Origin of the sequence: Actinoplanes oryzae, from assembly GCF_030757795.1 — a bacterium.
GTDB lineage: Bacteria > Actinomycetota > Actinomycetes > Mycobacteriales > Micromonosporaceae > Actinoplanes.
Genome location: NZ_JAUQWH010000022.1, coordinates 31,562 through 50,840 on the forward strand (window position 1 = coordinate 31,562; position 19,279 = coordinate 50,840).

Consider the following 19,279-nt stretch of genomic DNA (forward strand, 5'->3'; position numbering starts at 1 on the left):
GTACGCCTTTCACTCGGGTGTACGCAGTGGGACGAACGAGACACCGGAGGCTATCCGTGACGACCGTGGCGCCTAAGCCGGTAGTTACGCGGCCGTGGCCGGTCCGGCGACAGGTCAAGGGTTCCGCCCTCGCGCGGATCATCCGGACCACGGACGCGAAGCAGATCGGGATCATGTACATGATCACCGCCTTCGTGTTCTACATGCTGGGCGGTCTGATGGCGCTGCTCATGCGGACGGAGCTGGCCCGGCCGGGCATGCAGCTGTTGTCCCCGGAGCAGTACAACCAGCTGTTCACGATGCACGGCACGATCATGCTGCTGTTCTTCGCGACGCCGATCGTGTTCGCCTTCGCGAACTTCCTGATCCCGATCCAGATCGGCGCGCCCGACGTGTCGTTCCCTCGGCTCAACGCGTTCGCGTACTGGCTCTACCTGTTCGGCGGCACGATCACCATCAGCGGGTTCCTGACCCCGGGCGGCGCCGCCGACTTCGGCTGGTTCGCGTACACGCCGCTGAGCGACTCCCTGCACTCGCCGGGCGTCGGCGGCAACATGTGGGTCGTGGGCCTCGCGCTCTCCGGCCTCGGCACCATCCTCGGTGGCGTCAACATCATCACCACGGTGATCACGCTGCGCGCGCCGGGCATGACGATGTTCCGCATGCCGATCCTCACCTGGAACATCCTGGTGACGATGCTCCTGGTGATCATGGTCTTCCCGTTCTTCGCGGCGGCCCTGTTCGCCCTGGCGGCCGACCGCGTCCTCGGCGCGCACGTCTTCGACGTGGACACCGGCGGCCCGATGCTGTGGCAGCACCTCTTCTGGTTCTTCGGCCACCCCGAGGTCTACATCGTCGCGCTGCCGTTCTTCGGCATCATCACCGAGGTCATCCCGGTCTTCAGCCGCAAGCCCGTCTTCGGCTACAAGGGCCTGGTCGGCGCGACCCTGCTGATCGCGGCCCTGTCCATGAGCGTGTGGGCGCACCACATGTTCGTGACCGGCCAGGTGCTGCTGCCGTTCTTCAGCTTCCTGAGCTTCCTCATCGCGGTCCCGACCGGCATGAAGTTCTTCGTGTGGATCGGCACGATGTGGCGCGGCCAGATCAGCTTCGAGACGCCGATGCTCTTCGCGATCGGCTTCCTGATCACGTTCCTCTTCGGTGGCCTGTCCGGCGTGCTCCTCGCGGCGCCGCCGATCGACTTCCACGTCTCCGACTCGTACTTCGTCATCGCGCACTTCCACTACGTGCTCTTCGGCACGATCGTGTTCGCGGTGTTCTCGGGCATCTACTTCTGGTTCCCGAAGATGTTCGGCCGGATGCTCGACGAGCGCCTGGGCAAGATCCACTTCTGGCTCACGTTCATCGGCTTCCACGCGACGTTCCTGGTCCAGCACTGGCTCGGCGCCGAGGGCATGCCCCGCCGCTACGCGGACTACCTGCCGAGCGACGGCTTCACGTTCCTCAACACGTTCTCGACCATCGGGTCGTTCGTGCTGGGTGCCTCGACGCTGCCGTTCATCTACAACGTCTGGAAGTCCTACCGCGTCGGCCAGCTCGTCACGGTGGACGACCCGTGGGGCGCCGGCAACTCGCTGGAGTGGGCGACCTCCTCGCCGCCCCCGCTCCGCAACTTCGACAAGATGCCGCGCATCCGCTCCGAGCGGCCGGCCTTCGACGCGAAGTACCCGGAGCTCGCCGCGGGCGACCAGTCCATCGCCGGCCCGCCCGAGGGTGGTGCCCGCCCGCTGACTTCCGAGTCCGACGGCGGCGCGACCTACAAGGAAGACCTCAGCGACCGCAAGAAGTAACCAACCGCACTGAGCTGGCCCGGTCCCCCTGGGGATCGGGCCAGTTTTTTGTGTCCGTACAGCACCGGCCGGGATCCGGAGGGGATAAAGCGGACGACGGCCCACACGGGCCCATGTCATGGTGGGGCGCCGCGGGAAGTGTCGTACCCGGGGTGGAGACTGTCGGCCGGAGGTGAGGACCGCACATGACTTTGACGCCTTACCGGGAGACGCTCGCCCTGCGCGGCATCAAGTCGTTGCTGATCGTGGCGACGCTGGCTCGGATCCCGATCACGGCGGGCACCGTGACGCTGACCCTGCACGTCACGCTCGACCTCGGTCTGGGCTACGGCGCGGCGGGGCTCGTGGGTGCCCTCTTCACGATCGGCAGCTCGCTCGGCGCCCCGGCGATGGGCCGGATCACCGACCGGCGAGGGCTGCGTCCCGTGCTGGTGCTCACCACCGTCGCCGAGGTCACCTTCTGGACCTCGGCGCAGGCCCTGCCCTACTGGGCGCTGCTCGTCGCGGCCCTGCTCGGCGGCTTCCTGACGCTGCCCGCCTTCGCCGTCGCCCGCCAGTCGATCGCCGCGCTGGCGCCCGAGTCGCACCGGCTGCCCGCGTTCGCGCTCGATTCGATCACCACCGAGCTGTCGTTCATGTCCGGCCCGGCCCTCGGCGTGCTCGTCAGCACCACGGCGGGCCCGCGCGTGGCGATGCTCGCGGTCGGCGGCGGCATCCTGCTGTCCGGCATCGGGCTGTTCCTGCTGAACCCGCCCATCCGCGCCCACGACGAGGCGCCCCTCGCCGCCGGTGAGCGGATCCCGCGGCGCTCGTGGCTGCGCCCCCGGCTCGTCGCCGTCCTGGCGATCAGCAGTGCGGCGACCCTGGTCCTGAGCGGGACCGACGTGGCCGTGGTGGCGGTGCTGCGCGAGTCCGGGGAGGTCGCCTGGACGGGCGCGGTGCTCTCGTTGTGGGCGGTCTATTCGCTGGCGGGCGGCTTCGCCTACGGGACGGTCCGCAACGGTCTGCCGCCGCTCGCCCTGCTGTTCCCCATGGCGCTGCTGACCATCCCGGTGGGGCTGGCCGGCGGCCACTGGTGGCTGCTCGCCGTCCTGCTCCTCCCGGCCGGCGCCCTGTGCGCGCCCCTGATCACCGCCACCGCCGACGCGGTCAGCCGCCTCACCCCGGCCGGCGCCCGCGGTGAGGCCATGGGCTGGCACAACTCGTCCCTGACCGTCGGCGTGGCCCTGGGCGCGCCGCTCGCCGGCCTCGCCATGGACACGATCTCGCCGGCGTGGGGCTTCGTGACGGTGGGCGGGATCGGTGCCCTCATCGCGATCGCCGTCCTCCCGATCGAGCTCCGTCGCCGCCGCGAGGAGAGCAAGCTCGCCGCGACGGCGCCGACGACGGCGTCCCAGCTGACCGACGCGGCGGTCTAGGAGGCGACGACGACGGGCTTGCCGACCGTTTCGACCGAGGCGGCGCCGAACTGCTCCAGCGCCGATGCCGTCGTCGCCTCGGCCACGCCCGCCGTGAGGTCGAGCAGGACCGTCGTGGCGAAGCCGGCGGACGCGGCGTCCAGGGCGGTGGCGCGTACGCAATGGTCGGTGGCGATGCCGACCACGTCCACCGACGTCACGTCGCGGGCCCGCAGCCAGTCGGTCAGGGTCTCGCCCTCGGTGGTGTGCCCCTCGAAGCCCGAGTAGGCCGCCGCGTGCTCACCCTTGTGGAAGACGGCCTCGACGTGCGACGTGACCAGCGCCGGGTGGAACTCCGAGCCGGCCGTGCCGACCACGCAGTGCGCGGGCCAGGTGTCGACATAGTCGGGGTGCGTGCTGAAGTGCGCGCCCGGGTCGACGTGGTAGTCCTTCGTCGCGACGACGTGGTCCCACCGGCCGTCCGATGCGGCGAGCGCCGACGAGATGGCCGCGGCCACGCCCGCCCCGCCGCCGACGGCGAGGGAGCCGCCTTCGCAGAAGTCGTTCTGGACGTCGACGATGATGAGAGCCTTCGACATGACGGACCTTTCAGGCGGTGGGGACGACGGTCACGGGCACAGCCGGGTCGCCGGCCGACAGCTTGAGCCCCTCCCACGGGATCGAGATCAGGCACTGCCGCAGGTGGGCGCGCGCGTCCTCGAGCGTGGGCAGGTCGGCCACGGTGCCACCGGCGACGAACGAGTGCTGCAGGAGCCGGTCGTTCGGCTGGTGGTCCGGGACGCCCTGCGAGACCACGATCTCCTCGGTGGCCGTACCCGTGGGCTTGTGCCGGCGGACGGCGGTCTTGCGGCCGCCGACCGTGGCCTTGTTCTCCGAGCGCTTGACGACCGGTCGGCCCTCGACCTCGACGAGCTTGTAGACCAGGCCCGCGGTCGGGGCGCCGGAGCCGGTGACGACCGCGGTGCCGGCGCCGTACATGTCGACGGGCTCGGCGGCGAGGGTCGCGATCGCGTACTCGTCCATGTCGCCGGAGACCACGATCTTGGTCTCGGTCGCGCCCAGCGAGTCGAGCAGCTCGCGCGAGTGCTGGGCCAGCACCGACAGGTCGCCGGAGTCGATGCGGACCGCGCGCAGGCCGGGCCCGGCGACCGCGATGGCGTTGCGGATGCCCTGCGCGATGTCGTAGGTGTCGACCAGCAGCGTCGTGTTCTTGCCCAGCGCCGCGACCTGCGAGGCGAAGGCCGCCGGCTCGTCGTCGTGCAGCAGCGTGAAGGCGTGGGCGGACGTGCCCGTGGTCGGGATGCCGTAGAGCGCGCCGGCGGCCAGGTTCGACGTCGAGGCGAAGCCGGCGAGGTAGGCGGCGCGGGCGGCTGCCACGGCGGCCTCCTCGTGCGTACGCCGGGAACCCATCTCGATGATCGGCCGGCCGCGCGCCGCCGTGACCATCCGGGCGGCGGCCGAGGCGATGGCGCTGTCGTGGTTGAGCACCGACAGGATGAGCGTCTCGAGCACCACGCACTCGGCGAAGCCGCCGGACACGGTCAGAATCGGGGAGCCGGGGAAGAAGAGCTCGCCCTCGGCATAGCCGTCGATGTCGCCGGTGAACCGGTAGTCGGCGAGCCAGGCGGCCGTGGCCTCGTCGACGATGCCCGCCCTGCGCAGGAAGGCCACGTCCTCCTCGCGGAAGCGGAACTCCCGGATCAGCTCCATGAGCCGGCCCTGCCCCGCGACGACCCCGTAGCGCCGGCCACCGGGCAGGCGGCGGGCGAACACCTCGAAGACGCTGGGCCGCGAGGCGGTCCCGTCCTTGAGGGCCGCGCTGACCATGGTCAGCTCGTACTGGTCGGTGAGCAGGGCAGGCGCAGATGACGTCACGCCCCCACCTTATTGCGGGAGCAGGCGGAGCGCCGGGGCGAGTTCGTTCCTGCCCCCGACACCCAGCTTGGTGTAGACCCGCTGCAAGTGGTTCTCCACGGTGCGTGGCGACAGGAACAGCCGGTCGGCGATCTCGCGGCTGCGGACGCCGCCGGCTGCAAGCTCGGCGACCTGCCTTTCGCGTACGGTCAGGGCGGGCTGCACCGCCGTCAGCGCGGGCGTCCGCAGCACGTCGCACCGGGAGAGTACGTCCCCGAGGAGCGTGCCGGCGGCCAGGGCGCCGGGGTCTCGTACCGTCCGGAAGCGTCGCACCGCGCCGGCCGCCGCCTCCGCCGCGAACACCTCGTAGCCCAGCCCGGCGAACTCCCGCGCGACGGCCAGGAACTCCTCGCCCGTGGCGGCCGAGGCGTGCCGGGCGAAGATCGGCGTGGCCCGCCCGCCCACGAAGGCCGCCAGCTCGCCGATCCGCTCCGCCACCCGCTCGGGCCGGCCCAGGCGCACCACGTCGTAGAGGGCGAGCAGCTCCTGCCCGAAGAACCCGTCCGCGCGTGTCCGGTCGGCCAGCCCGAGCAGGATTCGGACGGCCTCGTCCAGCTCGCCCGCGCTGGCGTGTGCCCAGGCCCGCGCCTGCTGGTGCCACGGGTAGTAGAGCCCGACCGCCGTGCCCTCGGCCTCGGCACCGGTCGCGACCGACGCGAGGGCGAGCGCCGGATCCCCGCGCAGGGCGGCGACCATGGCCCGGCCGAAGTGCGCACTTCCGTCGTACGAGCGGACGGGCGCGAGTGCGGCGCACGCCTGGTCGACCGCCCGCAGTGCCTCCCCGGTGCGGCCGCGCAGCCACGCGGCGTGCGCGTGGAGCAGCGACACCCAGCCCGAGCCGAAGCCGAAGCCGCCCGCCTGGGCCAGGTCGGCGAACTCCGCGGTGAGGATCCGGTCGATGGCCGGCAGGTCGAGGCCCACGCCGACCAGCGTGCCCAGCGCCATCTGCAGCGCGAACTGCAGCGTCGGGGTGTCCCGCTGCCAGGTCGCCCGCTCCCGCTCGACCTCGTCGATCAGCTCGCGGGCGGTGTCCGGGTCGCCGCCCGCGGCCGCCAGGAACGCGAGCACGAACCGGGCCAGGGCCTGCGACGGCACCTCGGCATCCGGCTCGGCCAGCACCTGGCCGGCCAGCTCGCGGGCGCGGGCCGGATCGCCGAGCTGCAGCCGCAGGAACGCCTCGAACGCCCGCAGGTGCGCGACGCCCTCGTGCGCGCCCTCCAGCGCCTTGGACACGAGATCCGCCGCACTCGTCCGGCCCAGCCCGAAGAACTCGACGGACGCGCGGGCGGTGACCTGGCGCGCCCCGCCGTCCTCGGACCCGTCGAGGACCACCAGCGCCCGCTCCGGCTCGCCGGTGAACAACAGGGAGGTCGCCAGCAGCTCGGCGGCGGCGAAACCGGCCCCCGCGTCCCGGGCCGCCGCGGCCAGCCGCCCGGCGAGCGCGATGTCGAACCCCGTGAACGCCTCCGTCGCCGCCTTGAGCAGCGCCTCGCCGCTCTGCGCCGTGCCCGAGTCGAGGCGCCAGACCGCGACGCGCAGCACGTCGTTGCGGCGCTTGGAGCCGGCGTCCTCCACCAGGCCGGCGAGCCGGGCGAGGAGGCGGCGTGCCCGGGTCACCGGGCAGCGGCGGCGGACCACCTCGCCGTAGAGGGGATGGGCCAGCTGCACCTCGCGGCGCCGGTCGTCGGACACGACCCGGATCAGCTCGCGCTCCTCCGCCGTCTCCACGTCGGCCGGGTCGGCGGCGCGCATCAGCAGCTCCAGCCCGATCGGCTCCCCGAACGCCACCAGCTCCAGCACGCCGCGCACCCCGGTGGTCAGGCCGCCGATGCGGGCGTCGACCAGCTCGGCGAGGCTCGGCGCGAGGGCCAGGCGGCCGGTCCAGCGCCGGAAGCCGTACGCCTCCGTCAGCTCGCCGCCCGCGATCGCCGCGGCCACCAGCTCCCGCAGCAGCAGCGGGTTGCCGCCGCCGAGGCGCCCGAGCCGCTGCGCCGAGCCGGCCTCGACCGGGCCGCCCACCAGGGTCGTCAGCAGCTCCCGTGACTCCTGAGGCGTCAGGGGCTCCAGCGTGGCGTGCGCGACCAGGCCCTCGGTCCACAATGCGGCGATCGGCGGCGGCACCGGCTCGGAGGTGCGCAGGGTCGCCAGCAGCGTGGCGCCCTCGCGGACCAGCAGGTGCGCGAGCGCGGCGGACGGCGGATCGAGCAGGTGGGCGTCGTCGACGGCCAGGACGATCGGGCGGCCGTCGGCCTCGGCGACCAGCCCGTCGACGGCCCAGCGCAGCAGCCCGGCGGGGGAGAGGCCGGCGGGCGGGTCGGCGGGCAGGATCTGCGCGAGGCCCCCGAACGGCAGCCCGGAGGTCGCGATGTTCGCCGAGGCGCGGCGAACCGCCCAGTTGGTCGCTTTGAGTGACGACACGGCCTCGTGGAGCAAGCGGCTCTTGCCGATGCCGGCGGCGCCGCTGAGGATCAGCCCGCGCTCGTCCGGCCTCGTCGCGGCCGCACGCAGGCGGGACAAATCGCCGGCCCGGCCGACGAAGTCCCAGTGCTCCACCGCGCCAGCATATCGAGGAACATCACGTTGGGTGAACGTCCGGACGGTCAGAGTCGGAACCGCGACAGTGCAGCTCGCGCCCTTGGTCGCGGGCCTTCCGCCGCCGGGTGCGCGCGGGCATACACCATTTCGTTGCGGGCGTCATCGCTCGCCGGTCGGGTCTTCTCCTCCGAAGCCGTGGCACGATTGGGGGCATGGCGTTGCCTCAGGTCGCTCCCGTCGAGACGCCGCAGATCGAGGAGGTGCCGGCAGATGACCGGCCGTGGGTGACGATCGTCTGGGACGATCCCGTCAACCTGATGTCCTACGTGACGTGGGTTTTCCAGAAGCTGTTCGGCTACAGCAAGGACAAGGCCGAGGAGCTGATGCTGGACGTCCACCACAAGGGCAAGGCGGTCGTCTCCACCGGCGCGCGCGAGCGCATGGAGATGGACGCCTCCCAGCTTCACGGATACGGTCTGTGGGCGACGGTGGACCGGGCGTGAGACCTCGGTTCCGACTTGACGAGATCGAAACCGGGCGGGTGATCGACTGATGTTCCGGCGCAATGGCAACGTGTGCGTGGCCACCTTCGCGGTGGACGAGGTGCGGGTGTTGCGCAAGGTGGCCGGTGAGGTCGTCGGGCTCCTCATGGACGGTTTCGACCACGGCGACCCGGTCGTCGAGCGGCTGTTCCCGGACATCTATCCGGACCGGCCCGACGACTCCGCCGAGTTCCGGCTCTACACCGAGGGCGACCTCAAGACCGGCAAGCTCGACCAGGCGGGCGCCATCCTCGCGGCGCTGCCCGACGACGGCCCCGGCGAGGTGCGGCTCGACGGCGAGGAGGCCGAGGCCTGGCTGCGCGCGATCAACGACGCCCGTCTCGCCATGGGCACCCGGCTCGACATCCAGGCCGCAACCGACCTGGGCGAGGAGCTGGACGCGGCGGTGTCCGAGGATCCCGGGTCGAGCCGCGTGTTCCAGCTTTCTGTGTATGCGTACCTGGGCTATCTGCAGGAGTCCCTGCTGAACGCGCTCCCGGAGATCGAGCCGCGCTGACCTCCGGGTCCGCGTCTTTTCCCTGCCGACCGGTTACTTCGCGGCGTCCAGCGCCGCGAACTCCTCGTCGGTGAGCGTCAGCTCGGGCGCCTGGGCCGAGTCGGTGATCGACTCGGGGCGGCTCGCGCCGGGGATCGGGATGACCACCGGGCTCTTGGCCAGCATCCACGCGAGCGTCACCCGCTGCGGGCTGACGTCGTGCGCCTGCGCGACCCGGGCGAACTCGGCGAACCGGTCGCCCAGCTCGCCGGCCTTGGTGATGCCGCCCAGCGGCGACCACGGCAGGAAGGCGATGCCCAGCTCGTCGCAGAGCTTCAGCTCGCCCTCGGACGACCGGAAGGCCGGCGAGAACTGATTCTGTACGGACACCAGCCGCCCGCCGAGGATCTCCTGCGCCTGGCGGATCTGCTGCTCGTTCGCGTTCGAGATGCCCGCCATCCGGATCTTGCCGGCGTCGAGCAGCTCCTTGAGGACGCCGACCGAGTCCTCGTACGGCACCTTCGGGTCGGGCCGGTGGAACTGGTAGAGCCCGATCGCGTCCACGCCGAGCCGCTTGAGCGACGCCTCGACGGCCTCCCGCAGGTGCTCCGGCGAGCCGTCCTGCGTCCACGAGCCGTCGCCGGGCCGCAGGTGACCGCCCTTGGTGGCGACCAGGACGCCCGAGGTGTCGCCGCCGTAGCTCGCGAGCGCCTGCGCGATGAGGCTCTCGTTGTGCCCGACGTCGTCCGCCCGGAGGTGGTACGCGTCCGCGGTGTCGATGAACGTCACACCGGCGTCGAGCGCGGCGTGGATCGTCCGCACCGACCGCTCGGTCTCCGGCCGGCCCTCGATCGACATCGGCATGCCGCCGAGGCCGATCGCACTGACTTGGGTTTCTCCGATGCTTCGCTGCTTCATGTTCTGGTGCTACCCGCGTTCGGCGGCTCGTACCGTGTTCGCGCGTGAGCACTGCCACGCCCGGTGAAGCTCGTCGTCACGGTAATGTGAACGGCGTGCTGACCATTGACAGTGCGATCGTCTCCGCGATCGTCGCCCACGCCCGCCGGGATCATCCCGACGAGGCCTGTGGCGTCGTTGCCGGCCCGATCGGCAGCGACCTGCCGACGCGGCACATCGCCATGGACAATGCGGCGCGGTCGATGACGTTCTACGAGTTCGACTCGATGGAGCAGCTCCGCGTCTGGCGCGAGATGGACGACAACGACGAGGAGCCGGTCGTCATCTACCACTCGCACACGGCGACCGAGGCCTACCCGTCCCGCACGGACGTCAAGTTCGCCGGCGAGCCGGGCGCGCACTACCTGCTGGTCTCGACCCGCGAGCCCGATGCCGAGGAGATCCGCTCGTTCCGTATCGTGGACGGTGTGGTGACCGAGGAAGAGGTCAACATCGTGGATGCGACGGTGGACGCGTGAGCACGAGTGCGGACGGGTACGCCGTCCAGTCGTACATGTTCGGGCAGAGTCCCGCGTCGGTCTATTACGAGTGTCGCTGAGCGCTCGTCCCCGGCCGTTTCCCGAACATCTTGACTCACTCTTCTGCTAGGAGTTACCGCATCATGGCTGTCGAAGTTCGCGTTCCGACCATCCTGCGCAGCTACACCGGCGGCGCAAAGGTCGTCGAGGGCTCCGGTGAGACCCTGTCCGGTCTGATCGACGACCTGGACACCAAGCACAACGGCCTCAAGGGCCGGCTGATCACCCCCGAGGGTGGCCTGCACCGCTTCGTCAACATCTACGTCAACGACGAGGACGTCCGCTTCCTCGGCGCGCTCGACGCCAAGGTCAAGGACGGCGACTCCGTCACCATCCTGCCGGCCGTCGCCGGGGGCGCCCTGGGCTTCGCCGCTGCCGCGGCCCTGCTCGGGAAGTAATCGTCATGGCTCGCTTCGAGAGCCTTCTGGACGCCTGCGGGGGCACGCCGCTCATCGGCCTGCCCCGCCTGTCGCCGACGGTGCCCGAGGGGGCACCGCCGGTGCGGCTCTGGGCCAAGCTCGAGGACCGCAACCCGACCGGCAGCATCAAGGACCGCGCGGCGATGTCCATGGTCCGCGAGGCCGAGGAGTCCGGCAAGCTGCGCCCCGGCGACACGATCCTGGAGCCGACCAGCGGCAACACCGGCATCTCGCTGGCCATGGTCGCCAAGCTGCGCGGCTATCGCCTGGTGTGCGTGATGCCGGAGAACGTCTCGGCCGAGCGCGTCCAGCTCCTCCGCATGTACGGCGCGGAGATCATCTTCTCGCCGGCGGCGGGCGGCTCCAACCAGGCGGTCGCGACGGCCAAGCAGATCGCCGAGGAGCACCCCGACTGGGTCATGCTCTTCCAGTACGGCAACCCGGCCAACGCCCGCGCCCACTACGAGACGACGGGCCCCGAGCTGCTCCGCGACCTGCCCACGATCACGCACTTCGTGGCGGGCCTCGGCACCACGGGCACCCTCATGGGCACGGGCCGCTACCTGCGCGAGAAGGTCGAGGGCATCCAGATCGTCGCCGCGGAGCCCCGCTACGGCGAGCTGGTCTACGGCCTGCGCAACATCGACGAGGGCTACGTCCCCGAGCTCTACGACGCCACGGTCCTCACCCGCCGCTTCTCGGTGGGCACCCGCGACGCCGTCCTGCGCACCCGCCAGCTGGTGGAGGTGGAGGGCATCTTTGCCGGCTTCTCCACCGGGGCCATCCTGCACGCCGCCCTGGCCGTCGCCCACCAGGCGGTCAAGGAGGGCCAGCAGGCCGACGTGGCCTTCGTGGTCTGCGACGGCGGCTGGAAATACCTCTCCACCGGAGCCTATGGCGGCACCCTCTCCGACGCGGAGGATGCCCTCGAGGGTCAGCTCTGGGCCTGACGCTCTCCCGGGACGGGGCGGCTTACGCTGCCCCGTCCTTGCTTTCCCCGTCCTGGCTTCCCCTCTTCCGCCGTGCCTCTTCGGCCGTGCCTCTTCGGCCGTGCCTCTTCGGCCGTGCCTCTTCGGCCGTGCCTCTTCGGCCGTGCCCCCTTCGTCACACCACCGCCGGCAGCGCGCCCACATCGTCGACGGGCGCACGGGGTGCGTGCCCCGAGACAGCGTTCCTCCCCGTTGCACCGTTCCCAGGGGGCCTTCTTTGCTCCGCCCTCGGTCGAAGTCCGTGGCCGTCGCGCCTTCTGAGCGCCCGTCTCGCGGTGTCGGCGTAGGCCGCTGTCAGTAGGCGACGGCGAGCATGATGTCCGCGATCAGTGGCACCGCCGCGCCCAGCAGCAGCACCCACGGCAGCACCCGCCGGTGGATCGACAGGTAGCCGCCCACCGCCAGTGCCACGCTCACCAGACCGAGCAGCGCGAGCACGCCGGTGTACCAGACCGGCACCCCGCCGCCGATCTGCGACACCATGCCCCGCACTCCGACCCCGACCCCGCCGAGGCCGAGGAAGAGTGCGTAGATCGACATCGCCAGCAGCCGCCGGTTGCCGGGCGTGGGGTCGTCCGCGGCCGGAAAGCGGAAGCGCGCCTCCGCGTCGGACACGTCCGGCGCGACGGACCGGGTCGGCTCCCAGCCGAACGGGACGACCTCCGGTGCCCTCACCTCACGCGTGCGCGTCGTTTCGTCCATGTCCGTCGTCGTCACTGCGCCGCCCTCCGATTTGTCCGATACTGTCCTCACACACAATGAGCAACGGATGCGACTCACGAGGCGTAACGCGACCGAAAATGACCCAGCTCACGGCGCCTGTGACATAGGTTGTCGATTTAGCGACAAATCGATCAGACGTTTACGTGACGCGCTGGTCCCGGCGTAGGCTGCGCAGCGAGATTGCCCGCTCCGCTCGCTCCGCCAGGGGTCGGTCGGCGGCGCTGTGAACGACCGAGCGTGAACCAGAGGGACCCCTATGCGACTGACCGTTCTCGGCTGTGCCGGCAGTTTTCCCGGCCCCGAGTCGGCCTGTTCCGCCTACCTCGTCGAGGCCGAGGGATTCCGGCTCTTGATCGATTTCGGATCGGGCTCCCTGACGGCACTCCAGCGGTATGCATCGATCGATGCCGTCGACGCGATTCTGCTCACCCACCTCCACTGCGATCACATGCTCGACGCGTGTACCTATGTGGTCGTGCGCCGATACTCACCCGGGGGCCCGCTGCCGCCGCTGCCGGTCTACGCCCCGATGGGCGCCGCCGAGCGCATCTCCGCCGCCTACAGCTCGGAGAACGAACCGGTCGACGACGTCTACACGTTCTACGGACTGCAGCCCGGCACCTTCCCGATCGGCCCCTTCACGGTGACGGCCGACCGCGTCAACCATCCGATCGAGACCTACGGGATCCGCGTCGAGCACAACGGACACGTCCTCGCGTATTCGTCGGACACCGCTCCCTGCGACTCCCTCCTGCGCCTGGCTCAGGACGCGGATCTCTTCCTGTGTGAGGCGAGTTACCTCGACGGCCGGCCCAACCCGCCTGACCTGCACCTGACCGGCAGCGAAGCCGGCGAGGCGGCCACGAAGGCCGATGTGCGGCGCCTCCTGCTGACCCATCTGGTGCCCGCGTGGGGCTCGGAGGCATCTACTGTGGAGGCCGCGAGTGCGGCTTTCGCGGGTCCGGTGGAGGTCGTCCGTCCGGGCGCCCGCTACGATCTGTGAGCTTGCCGAGGGGGCGGCACCAGCGCACCATCGGGTTTCGATAGTGATCTTGGAGTGCCCTGCATGACCGGTCGACCATCGGCCGCGCGTTCTCGTGGACTGCGCATCGTCCGACTGGCGAACTTCGTCTCACCCCGCTCCGGCGGTCTGCGGACCGCCCTGCGCCACCTCGGCGAGGGCTATCTGCGCGCCGGGCACTGGCCCATCCTGATCGTGCCGGGCAAGGAACACTCCGACGTGATGACCGAGCAGGGGCGTGTGATCACGCTCCCCGGCCAGCGGCTGCCCCGCACGGGTGGCTATCGCGTCCTGGCCGGTCGCCGTCAGCTGAGCAAGCTGCTCGACGACCTGGCCCCGGACCGCATCGAGGTCTCCGACCGCTCCACGCTGGGCTGGACGGGCCGCTGGGCGCGCGAGCGCGGCGTCGGCTCGATGATGGTCTCGCACGAGAGCCTGGCGGGCCTGCTCGGCGTGTGGGGCATGCCGCACCGCGACTCGCTCGCCGACCGGCTCAACGAGCGCACCGCCGAGACCTTCGACCAGATCGTCTGCACGACCGCCTTCGCCGCGGCCGAGTTCCGCCGGCTGGGAGTGCCCAACCTCATCGAGATCCCGCTCGGCGTGAACCTGCGCCAGTTCCACCCGAGCCGCCGCGACCCCGCCGTCCGCGCGCAGTATGCCCGGCCGGACGAGCTGCTCGTCGTCTTCTGCAGCCGGCTCTCCGCGGACAAGCGCCCCGAGCTCGCCGTGGACGCCGTCGCCGCCCTGCGCGCTGCCAAGGTGCCCGCCGTGCTCGTCATCGCGGGGGACGGCGCCCGGCGCACCTCCCTGGCCTACCGCTCCGCCCGCCTGCCGGTCCGCTTCGCGGGCCACATCACCGACCGGGATGCGGTGGCCGCGCTGCTCGCCAGCGCCGACGTCGCCGTCGCGCCCGGCCCCATCGAGACCTTCGGCCTGGCCGCCCTCGAGGCCCTCGCCTGCGGCACGCCGGTCGTGGTCAACGACGCCAGCGCGCTGCCCGAGGTCGTCGGCTCCGCGGGGCTGGCCGTGCCGGGCACCCCGGACGGCTTCGCGAACGGTGTCACCAGGCTCATGGAGCGCCCCGAGGCCGAGCGCCGCGCCGAGGCACGGGCGCGCGCCGAGCTCTTCGGGTGGCCCCAGGCCGTCGAGGGCTTCCTGCGCGCGCACGGCGCCCAGCCGACGCTGCGGCCGCCGACGATGCCCGCCCGCCAGACCGCCCGTACGCTCAGGCCTGCTGTCCCGGCAGTCATCGCGGCCGCCACCGACGTGTGGGCGAGCGCCTCCAACAACCGGGCCTGACATCGATTCCTGCTTCATGGCCGTCTCCTTCGTGCCGTTCGATGCGTCAGGTCTAGCAGCGATCGGAGAGGGGCTCGGGAAGTTGTCCACAGGTGCGACCGAGCCCGGCAAGTTATCCACAGGACGGGCACCCGGCGCGGCGGAGTGCTCGTCATCGGCCTAGGCTCTTTGGCATGTCCCGTCCCGACGGCCGAGCGCCGGATCAACTCCGTCCCGTGACCTTGACCCGCAGGTGGAGCATGCATCCCGAGGGATCCGTGCTCGTCGAGTTCGGGAACACGCGCGTGCTCTGCACGGCGAGCGTCACCGAGGGCGTGCCGCGCTGGCGCAAGGGTTCCGGCCTGGGCTGGCTCACGGCCGAATATTCGATGCTGCCCCGCGCGACGAACACCCGCGGCGACCGGGAGAGCGTCAAGGGCAAGGTCGGCGGCCGCACCCAGGAGATCTCCCGGCTGATCGGGCGCAGCCTGCGGGCGAGCATCGACCTCAAGGCCCTCGGGGAGAATTCGATCGTCCTCGACTGCGACGTGTTGCAGGCCGACGGCGGCACCCGCACCGCCGCGATCACCGGCGCCTACGTGGCGCTGCACGACGCGGTGAGCTGGCTCGCGGACCGCAAGGCCCTCGCCGGCAAGCCGGCCGCGGTGCTGCACCGGTCCATCCAGGCGGTCAGCGTGGGCGTCATCGCGGGCGAGCCCCGCCTCGACCTCATGTACGAGGAGGATGTCGCCGCCGAGGTGGACATGAACGTCGTCTGCACCGGCGACGGCGACTTCGTCGAGGTGCAGGGCACGGGCGAGGCGGGCATCTTCAATCGCGGCCAGCTGGACGACCTGCTGGACCTCGGCGTCCTGGGTTGCGCGGAGCTGGCGTCCGCCCAGCAGAAGGCGCTGGCATCGTGAGCGCCCGCCTGCTGCTGGCCACCGGCAACAAGAAGAAGCTCGTCGAGCTCCAGCGCATCCTCGACGCATCGCTTGGCCTCGGCGGGGTCGAGCTGGTCGGCCTCGGCGACTTCCCGGACTACCCCGACGTGCCCGAGACGGGCCTGACCTTCGGCGAAAACGCCCTGATCAAGGCCCGCGAGGGCGCCTCCCGCACCGGCCTGCCCACGGTCGCCGACGACTCGGGCATCGCCGTCGACGCGCTCAACGGCATGCCCGGCGTCTTCAGCGCCCGCTGGTCGGGCCGGCACGGCGACGACAACGCCAACCTCGACCTGCTCCTGAGCCAGATCTCCGACGTCCCCGACGAGCACCGCGCCGGCGCCTTCGTCTGCGCGGCCGCCCTGGTCCTGCCCAACGGCCGCGAGCACCTGGTCGAGGGCCGCCAGCCGGGCCGCATCCTCCGCTCCCGCCGGGGCACGGGCGGCTTCGGCTACGACCCGATCTTCCTGGGCGACGGGCAGGATCGCACCAACGCCGAGCTGAGCCCCGCCGAGAAGGACGCCATCAGCCACCGCGGCAAGGCCTTCCGCGAGCTGGCCAAGGTCATCGCCAAGGAGCTCCCCCGCTGAGCCGCCCCGCCCGGCGGCGCACAACCACGCTCGCCGGGCTCCTCCGTTGGGCCGGGCTGCCGGCGGCGCATAACCACGCTCGCCGGGCTCCTCCGTTGGGTTGGCCCGCCCGGCGGCGCATAAACCACGCTCGCTGGGTTTCTCCGTTGGGCCGGGCTGCCCGGCGGCGCATAACCCCACGCTCGCCGGGCTTCTCCGTTGGGCCGGGCCGGCCGGCGGCGCATGGATGGGCGCGACGGTCATTGCGGTTGCCGGCGCCGAGTGCCTTGGCCTGACCGGGCTCGCCGGGCGCGGCGGTGTGGTTGAGGGCGCGGTGGCTTGGTCCGGCCTCGCCGTCGCCGAGCGCGGGGTCAACGGGCCTGTCCTGGGTTGACGGTCGTTGGGGCCGTTGGGGCGGGGCCGGCTGTGGGGCGGGTGCCGCGTCTTTCCGTGGCTGCCGACAGTTGATCTTCGGGGAGGCCGGCGGTGGAGGGAGCGCGGTGGTCGAGGCCTTGTTCGGGGAGCTGAGCGTCGAGCAGGTGCGGGAGGCGAGTTCCGCTTGGGGCACTTCCGACTTGCTGGCAGCGTTCGATCGGTATCGGGACTATCGGACCGCCGCCGAGTGGAATGGGCTGGTGCGGGTCTGTGAGGCTCTGGCGGTTGTCGGCTGGGGTGAGCGGGAGCCCGTCGAGGCGTTTGCCGAGCGGTGGATCAACGGGTCTTTTTACACCCAGCTTCGGAATCGGCAGTTCGAGGTCGTGCTCGGCAGCGATCAGCGCTGGGACAAGCAGGGCAACAGCTTCGTCCTGGCAGATGATGCTTCGAGCCTGAGCGACGGCGCCGGGGAACGTGATGACGTCGGGCGAGGCGTCGGTGCCGGGAAGAGTGACAGTGCCGGGAGGAGCAACGGTGCCGGCGACCACGTGGTGGTCGGCGCGGCGACCGGGTTGGCGTCGCAGCGGATTCCGTTGGCTTCCAGTCCGGTGCGGCTGGTGCGGTCGAGTGGCTGCCAGGTCGAGGCCAAGCCGTTCGCCGAGGAGGTCGTGCGGCTGCGGGAGCTGCTTGATCGGCGGCTTGCGAAGCCTTACGGTCCCGGGTTCGGCAGCCTCGGCATCCGTCTCCACTTCAGTCATCCGGCGAGCGGGCGGGCGCCGGGCGCCGAGTACTTCCATGAGGTGATCGGGGCGGTGTCGGTGCCCGGCGCCAAGGCCTATGTGCGGCCGCGGCTCGAGGTCGGCCGGTTCTCGCTGCATCGGGGCGAGCTTGTGTGCACTGCCGTTCGGCACTACACGGATGCGGAGGCCCGGGCGGATCTCGCCGAGCAGAAGCGGGGCTTCGCCGAGGACTTCGACGCGGCGCTCGACGACCTGGCCAGGCGGCTGCGTCGTCGAGCACCGGGCTACCGCATCGCCGACCTGCGCGCCGATGCCGCCGAGGCGCTGAGTGAGTGGCTCCGAAAGCCGTGACGGGAGCCCGTGACGGAAGCCCGACGGAAGCCCGTGACGGGAGCCCGACCGAAGTCGTGACGGAAGCCCGACGAGAGCCCCGACGAGAGCCGTGAGGGGAACGATCCAGCGCGTCGTCGGCCGCCGCATTCCCACGTGACGAGCCCGTGAGGCGGTCAGGGGGCGGGGTGGGGGACTGAGCCGATCAGGGCGGTTCGTGTGGTTCGGATGACGAGGTCGTTGCGCTGGGGGAGGGCGGCCAGCAGGCGGTCCAGGGTGTGGCTTTCCTCGGCGGTCAGCCGGTCGCCGACCTGCTCGGCCACCCGCCCGAAGACCGCTGCCGCATACTTCCCGCCGGCCGGCGGCAGCGGCGCGTCGACGGAGATGTTCAGCACTCGGTCGGTGACGGTGAAGCCCGCCTTCTCCAGCAGGTGACGCCAGTCGGCGCCCATGTGCGGGAGGTGTTCGGCGCGTGCCTGGGCCTGGAGCTCCTGGGTGCGGGCTTCCAGGGCTCGTTCCGCCGGGTCCGCCGACTCCGGCAGGAACCACGGCATGCCGTCCAGCTCCATCACGGCGAGCACTCCGCCGGGAGCCAGCGCGGCGCGCACCGATTCGAGCACGCGGACCGGCTCCGCCAAGTGGTGCAGGGATCCCGAGGCCCACACCAGGTCGGCTTCCCCGACGGCGGGCCAGCCCTCGTCCAGGTTGGCGACCACGGGTTGCACACGCTCCTGCAGGCCGAGCTCGTGTGCGCGGCCGGTCAGCCGGTCGAGCATCGCCCGGTCGGCGTCGACTGCCGTCACGCTCGCCGCCGGGAAGCGCCGGAGCAGTGCGAACGCCCCGGCTCCGGTGCCGCTGCCCAGATCCAGGATGCGGCGGACCGGGCGGTCGCCCGCCTGCTGGGCGATCCAAGCTGTCACCTCGTCCACGTACGCCCCCAGCACCTCCGCATCGAGGTCCAGCACCGTGGACAACGACCCCGAGTCGCCGTGCCCGTGCGAAGAACCATGGTGGTGGTGCCCGTGTGGAGCGTGGTGGGAGGAAGGGCTGGGGGAATGCGACTGACTCATGCCCCGACGGTACGCCCGCGTTGCTCGACGGGCATACAATCTTGCGTATGAAGCAAGACGGCGATGTCGACGGCCTCGTGCGGGCCCGGCTGCGGACGCTCCGGCTGGCGCGCGGCTGGTCTCTCGACGACCTCGCCGCCCGCAGTCATCTCAGCCCCTCGACGCTGAGCCGCATCGAGACCGGGCATCGGCGGATCGGGCTCGATCAGCTCACCGCCCTGGCCCGGACGCTGGGCGTCAGCCTCGACGAGCTGGTCCGCCCCGACGGCGACGACGACGTGGTGATCCGCCCGCTGCACAACCCCGAACGCAATCAGACCGTCTGGCGGCTCTCCAACGAGCCGCACCAGAGCGTCGCCAAGGTGCGCGTCGACGGCCCCGCGCCCCGTGACACCCGGGTCCATCCGGGGCGCGACTGGTTCCTGGTGCTCTCGGGCACCGTCGAGCTGATCCTCGGCGACCGGCTCATCGTGGTCGAGACCGGCCAGGCCGCCTCCTTCTCGACGATGACACCGCACGCCTTCGGCTCCCGCAACGGCCCCGCCGAGATCCTCGCCGTCCTCGACCACGACGGCAGCCGCACCCACGTCCACGACTGAGTGCCGC

Annotated in this window: 18 protein-coding genes and 1 pseudogene; 13 read left to right on the top strand and 6 right to left on the bottom strand. The window is 71.4% G+C overall.

The genetic code is table 11. The annotated features are described in order from the left end of the window. Window positions 1-56 precede the first annotated feature (56 nt). Both ctaD and RBH18_RS10445 read left to right on the top strand, forming a co-directional pair. On the top strand, window positions 57-1,811 hold the full coding sequence (ctaD, locus tag RBH18_RS10440; protein ID WP_306206247.1) for an aa3-type cytochrome oxidase subunit I: 1,755 nt from the start codon (window positions 57-59) through the stop codon (window positions 1,809-1,811). 185 nt (window positions 1,812-1,996) lie between these two features. Next, complete coding sequence (locus RBH18_RS10445; RefSeq protein ID WP_306206249.1) at window positions 1,997-3,229, top strand: MFS transporter; 1,233 nt, start codon at window positions 1,997-1,999, stop codon at window positions 3,227-3,229. Here the strand turns inward: RBH18_RS10445 and RBH18_RS10450 are convergent. The 3 genes from RBH18_RS10450 to RBH18_RS10460 are packed head-to-tail and all read right to left on the bottom strand — an operon-like array spanning window position 3,226 to window position 7,696. Beyond that, the gene (locus RBH18_RS10450; RefSeq protein ID WP_306206251.1) at window positions 3,226-3,807 is read right to left on the bottom strand and encodes an isochorismatase family protein; all 582 of its coding nucleotides are present in this window, start codon (window positions 3,805-3,807) and stop codon (window positions 3,226-3,228) included. The two genes, RBH18_RS10445 and RBH18_RS10450, sit on opposite strands and share 4 nt — an antisense overlap. Window positions 3,808-3,817: 10 nt before the next feature. Then, entirely contained in the window at window positions 3,818-5,104 is a 1,287-nt protein-coding gene (locus RBH18_RS10455) for a nicotinate phosphoribosyltransferase (RefSeq protein WP_306206253.1), read from the bottom strand. 9 nt (window positions 5,105-5,113) lie between these two features. Further along, on the bottom strand, window positions 5,114-7,696 hold the full coding sequence (locus RBH18_RS10460; protein ID WP_306206256.1) for a LuxR family transcriptional regulator: 2,583 nt from the start codon (window positions 7,694-7,696) through the stop codon (window positions 5,114-5,116). Window positions 7,697-7,890: 194 nt separating this feature from the next. Here RBH18_RS10460 and clpS point away from each other — a divergent pair, with 194 nt between their 5' ends. Together clpS and RBH18_RS10470 are read left to right on the top strand one after the other, a co-directional pair. Next, entirely contained in the window at window positions 7,891-8,181 is a 291-nt protein-coding gene (gene clpS / locus RBH18_RS10465) for an ATP-dependent Clp protease adapter ClpS (RefSeq protein WP_305789260.1), read from the top strand. 49 nt (window positions 8,182-8,230) lie between these two features. Continuing rightward, window positions 8,231-8,737 (top strand): DUF2017 domain-containing protein, encoded by a 507-nt coding sequence (locus RBH18_RS10470; protein WP_306206261.1) that lies wholly within the window; start codon window positions 8,231-8,233, stop codon window positions 8,735-8,737. A 33-nt stretch (window positions 8,738-8,770) separates the two neighbouring features. On the opposite strand, the gene RBH18_RS10475 is transcribed toward RBH18_RS10470, so the two are convergent. Further along, window positions 8,771-9,634, bottom strand: a complete 864-nt coding sequence (locus RBH18_RS10475) for an aldo/keto reductase (protein ID WP_306206262.1) — start codon at window positions 9,632-9,634, stop codon at window positions 8,771-8,773. Window positions 9,635-9,729: 95 nt separating this feature from the next. Between RBH18_RS10475 and RBH18_RS10480 the strand changes: the two are divergent. The 3 genes and pseudogenes from RBH18_RS10480 to RBH18_RS10490 all read left to right on the top strand — a co-directional run bounded on the left by RBH18_RS10480 (window position 9,730) and on the right by RBH18_RS10490 (window position 11,581). After that, window positions 9,730-10,232, top strand: a pseudogene (locus RBH18_RS10480) (Mov34/MPN/PAD-1 family protein). Window positions 10,233-10,295: 63 nt separating this feature from the next. Beyond that, window positions 10,296-10,610: a MoaD/ThiS family protein gene (locus RBH18_RS10485; protein WP_306206266.1), complete on the top strand. Its 315-nt coding sequence runs from the start codon at window positions 10,296-10,298 to the stop codon at window positions 10,608-10,610. Between the two features lie 5 nt (window positions 10,611-10,615). Next, window positions 10,616-11,581: a PLP-dependent cysteine synthase family protein gene (locus RBH18_RS10490; protein WP_306206268.1), complete on the top strand. Its 966-nt coding sequence runs from the start codon at window positions 10,616-10,618 to the stop codon at window positions 11,579-11,581. A 333-nt stretch (window positions 11,582-11,914) separates the two neighbouring features. On the opposite strand, the gene RBH18_RS10495 is transcribed toward RBH18_RS10490, so the two are convergent. After that, window positions 11,915-12,322: a hypothetical protein gene (locus RBH18_RS10495; RefSeq protein WP_306206270.1), complete on the bottom strand. Its 408-nt coding sequence runs from the start codon at window positions 12,320-12,322 to the stop codon at window positions 11,915-11,917. 277 nt (window positions 12,323-12,599) lie between these two features. Here RBH18_RS10495 and RBH18_RS10500 point away from each other — a divergent pair, with 277 nt between their 5' ends. From RBH18_RS10500 to RBH18_RS10520, 5 genes are all read left to right on the top strand, one after another. Continuing rightward, the gene (locus RBH18_RS10500) at window positions 12,600-13,346 is read left to right on the top strand and encodes an MBL fold metallo-hydrolase (RefSeq protein ID WP_306206272.1); all 747 of its coding nucleotides are present in this window, start codon (window positions 12,600-12,602) and stop codon (window positions 13,344-13,346) included. A 63-nt stretch (window positions 13,347-13,409) separates the two neighbouring features. After that, on the top strand, window positions 13,410-14,666 hold the full coding sequence (locus RBH18_RS10505; RefSeq protein ID WP_306206275.1) for a glycosyltransferase: 1,257 nt from the start codon (window positions 13,410-13,412) through the stop codon (window positions 14,664-14,666). 173 nt (window positions 14,667-14,839) lie between these two features. Next, window positions 14,840-15,568 carry a ribonuclease PH gene (rph, locus tag RBH18_RS10510; RefSeq protein WP_306206277.1) on the top strand — a complete coding sequence of 243 codons (729 nt, stop codon included), beginning with the start codon at window positions 14,840-14,842 and terminating at the stop codon, window positions 15,566-15,568. Further along, a complete protein-coding gene (gene rdgB, locus RBH18_RS10515; protein ID WP_306206279.1) occupies window positions 15,565-16,179 on the top strand; it encodes an RdgB/HAM1 family non-canonical purine NTP pyrophosphatase in 615 nt (204 codons plus the stop codon). Before rph ends, rdgB begins: the two co-directional genes overlap by 4 nt. 479 nt (window positions 16,180-16,658) lie before the next feature. Further along, the gene (locus RBH18_RS10520) at window positions 16,659-17,624 is read left to right on the top strand and encodes a hypothetical protein (protein WP_306206281.1); all 966 of its coding nucleotides are present in this window, start codon (window positions 16,659-16,661) and stop codon (window positions 17,622-17,624) included. A 155-nt stretch (window positions 17,625-17,779) separates the two neighbouring features. Here RBH18_RS10520 and RBH18_RS10525 read toward each other — a convergent pair whose 3' ends face one another. Continuing rightward, window positions 17,780-18,673 carry a class I SAM-dependent methyltransferase gene (locus RBH18_RS10525; protein WP_306206283.1) on the bottom strand — a complete coding sequence of 298 codons (894 nt, stop codon included), beginning with the start codon at window positions 18,671-18,673 and terminating at the stop codon, window positions 17,780-17,782. Window positions 18,674-18,720: 47 nt separating this feature from the next. Here RBH18_RS10525 and RBH18_RS10530 point away from each other — a divergent pair, with 47 nt between their 5' ends. Next, window positions 18,721-19,272, top strand: a complete 552-nt coding sequence (locus RBH18_RS10530; protein ID WP_306206285.1) for a helix-turn-helix domain-containing protein — start codon at window positions 18,721-18,723, stop codon at window positions 19,270-19,272. Window positions 19,273-19,279 lie beyond the last annotated feature (7 nt).

Coding starts and splice junctions, on each gene's coding strand:
- RBH18_RS10445 (WP_306206249.1), top strand. CDS start 1,997: ATGACTTTGACGCCTTACCGGGAGACGCTCGCCCTGCGCGGCATCAAG.
- RBH18_RS10450 (WP_306206251.1), bottom strand. CDS start 3,807: ATGTCGAAGGCTCTCATCATCGTCGACGTCCAGAACGACTTCTGCGAA.
- clpS (WP_305789260.1), top strand. CDS start 7,891: ATGGCGTTGCCTCAGGTCGCTCCCGTCGAGACGCCGCAGATCGAGGAG.
- RBH18_RS10470 (WP_306206261.1), top strand. CDS start 8,231: ATGTTCCGGCGCAATGGCAACGTGTGCGTGGCCACCTTCGCGGTGGAC.
- RBH18_RS10475 (WP_306206262.1), bottom strand. CDS start 9,634: ATGAAGCAGCGAAGCATCGGAGAAACCCAAGTCAGTGCGATCGGCCTC.
- RBH18_RS10485 (WP_306206266.1), top strand. CDS start 10,296: ATGGCTGTCGAAGTTCGCGTTCCGACCATCCTGCGCAGCTACACCGGC.
- RBH18_RS10490 (WP_306206268.1), top strand. CDS start 10,616: ATGGCTCGCTTCGAGAGCCTTCTGGACGCCTGCGGGGGCACGCCGCTC.
- RBH18_RS10495 (WP_306206270.1), bottom strand. CDS start 12,322: ATGGACGAAACGACGCGCACGCGTGAGGTGAGGGCACCGGAGGTCGTC.
- RBH18_RS10500 (WP_306206272.1), top strand. CDS start 12,600: ATGCGACTGACCGTTCTCGGCTGTGCCGGCAGTTTTCCCGGCCCCGAG.
- RBH18_RS10505 (WP_306206275.1), top strand. CDS start 13,410: ATGACCGGTCGACCATCGGCCGCGCGTTCTCGTGGACTGCGCATCGTC.
- rph (WP_306206277.1), top strand. CDS start 14,840: ATGTCCCGTCCCGACGGCCGAGCGCCGGATCAACTCCGTCCCGTGACC.
- RBH18_RS10525 (WP_306206283.1), bottom strand. CDS start 18,673: ATGAGTCAGTCGCATTCCCCCAGCCCTTCCTCCCACCACGCTCCACAC.
- RBH18_RS10530 (WP_306206285.1), top strand. CDS start 18,721: ATGAAGCAAGACGGCGATGTCGACGGCCTCGTGCGGGCCCGGCTGCGG.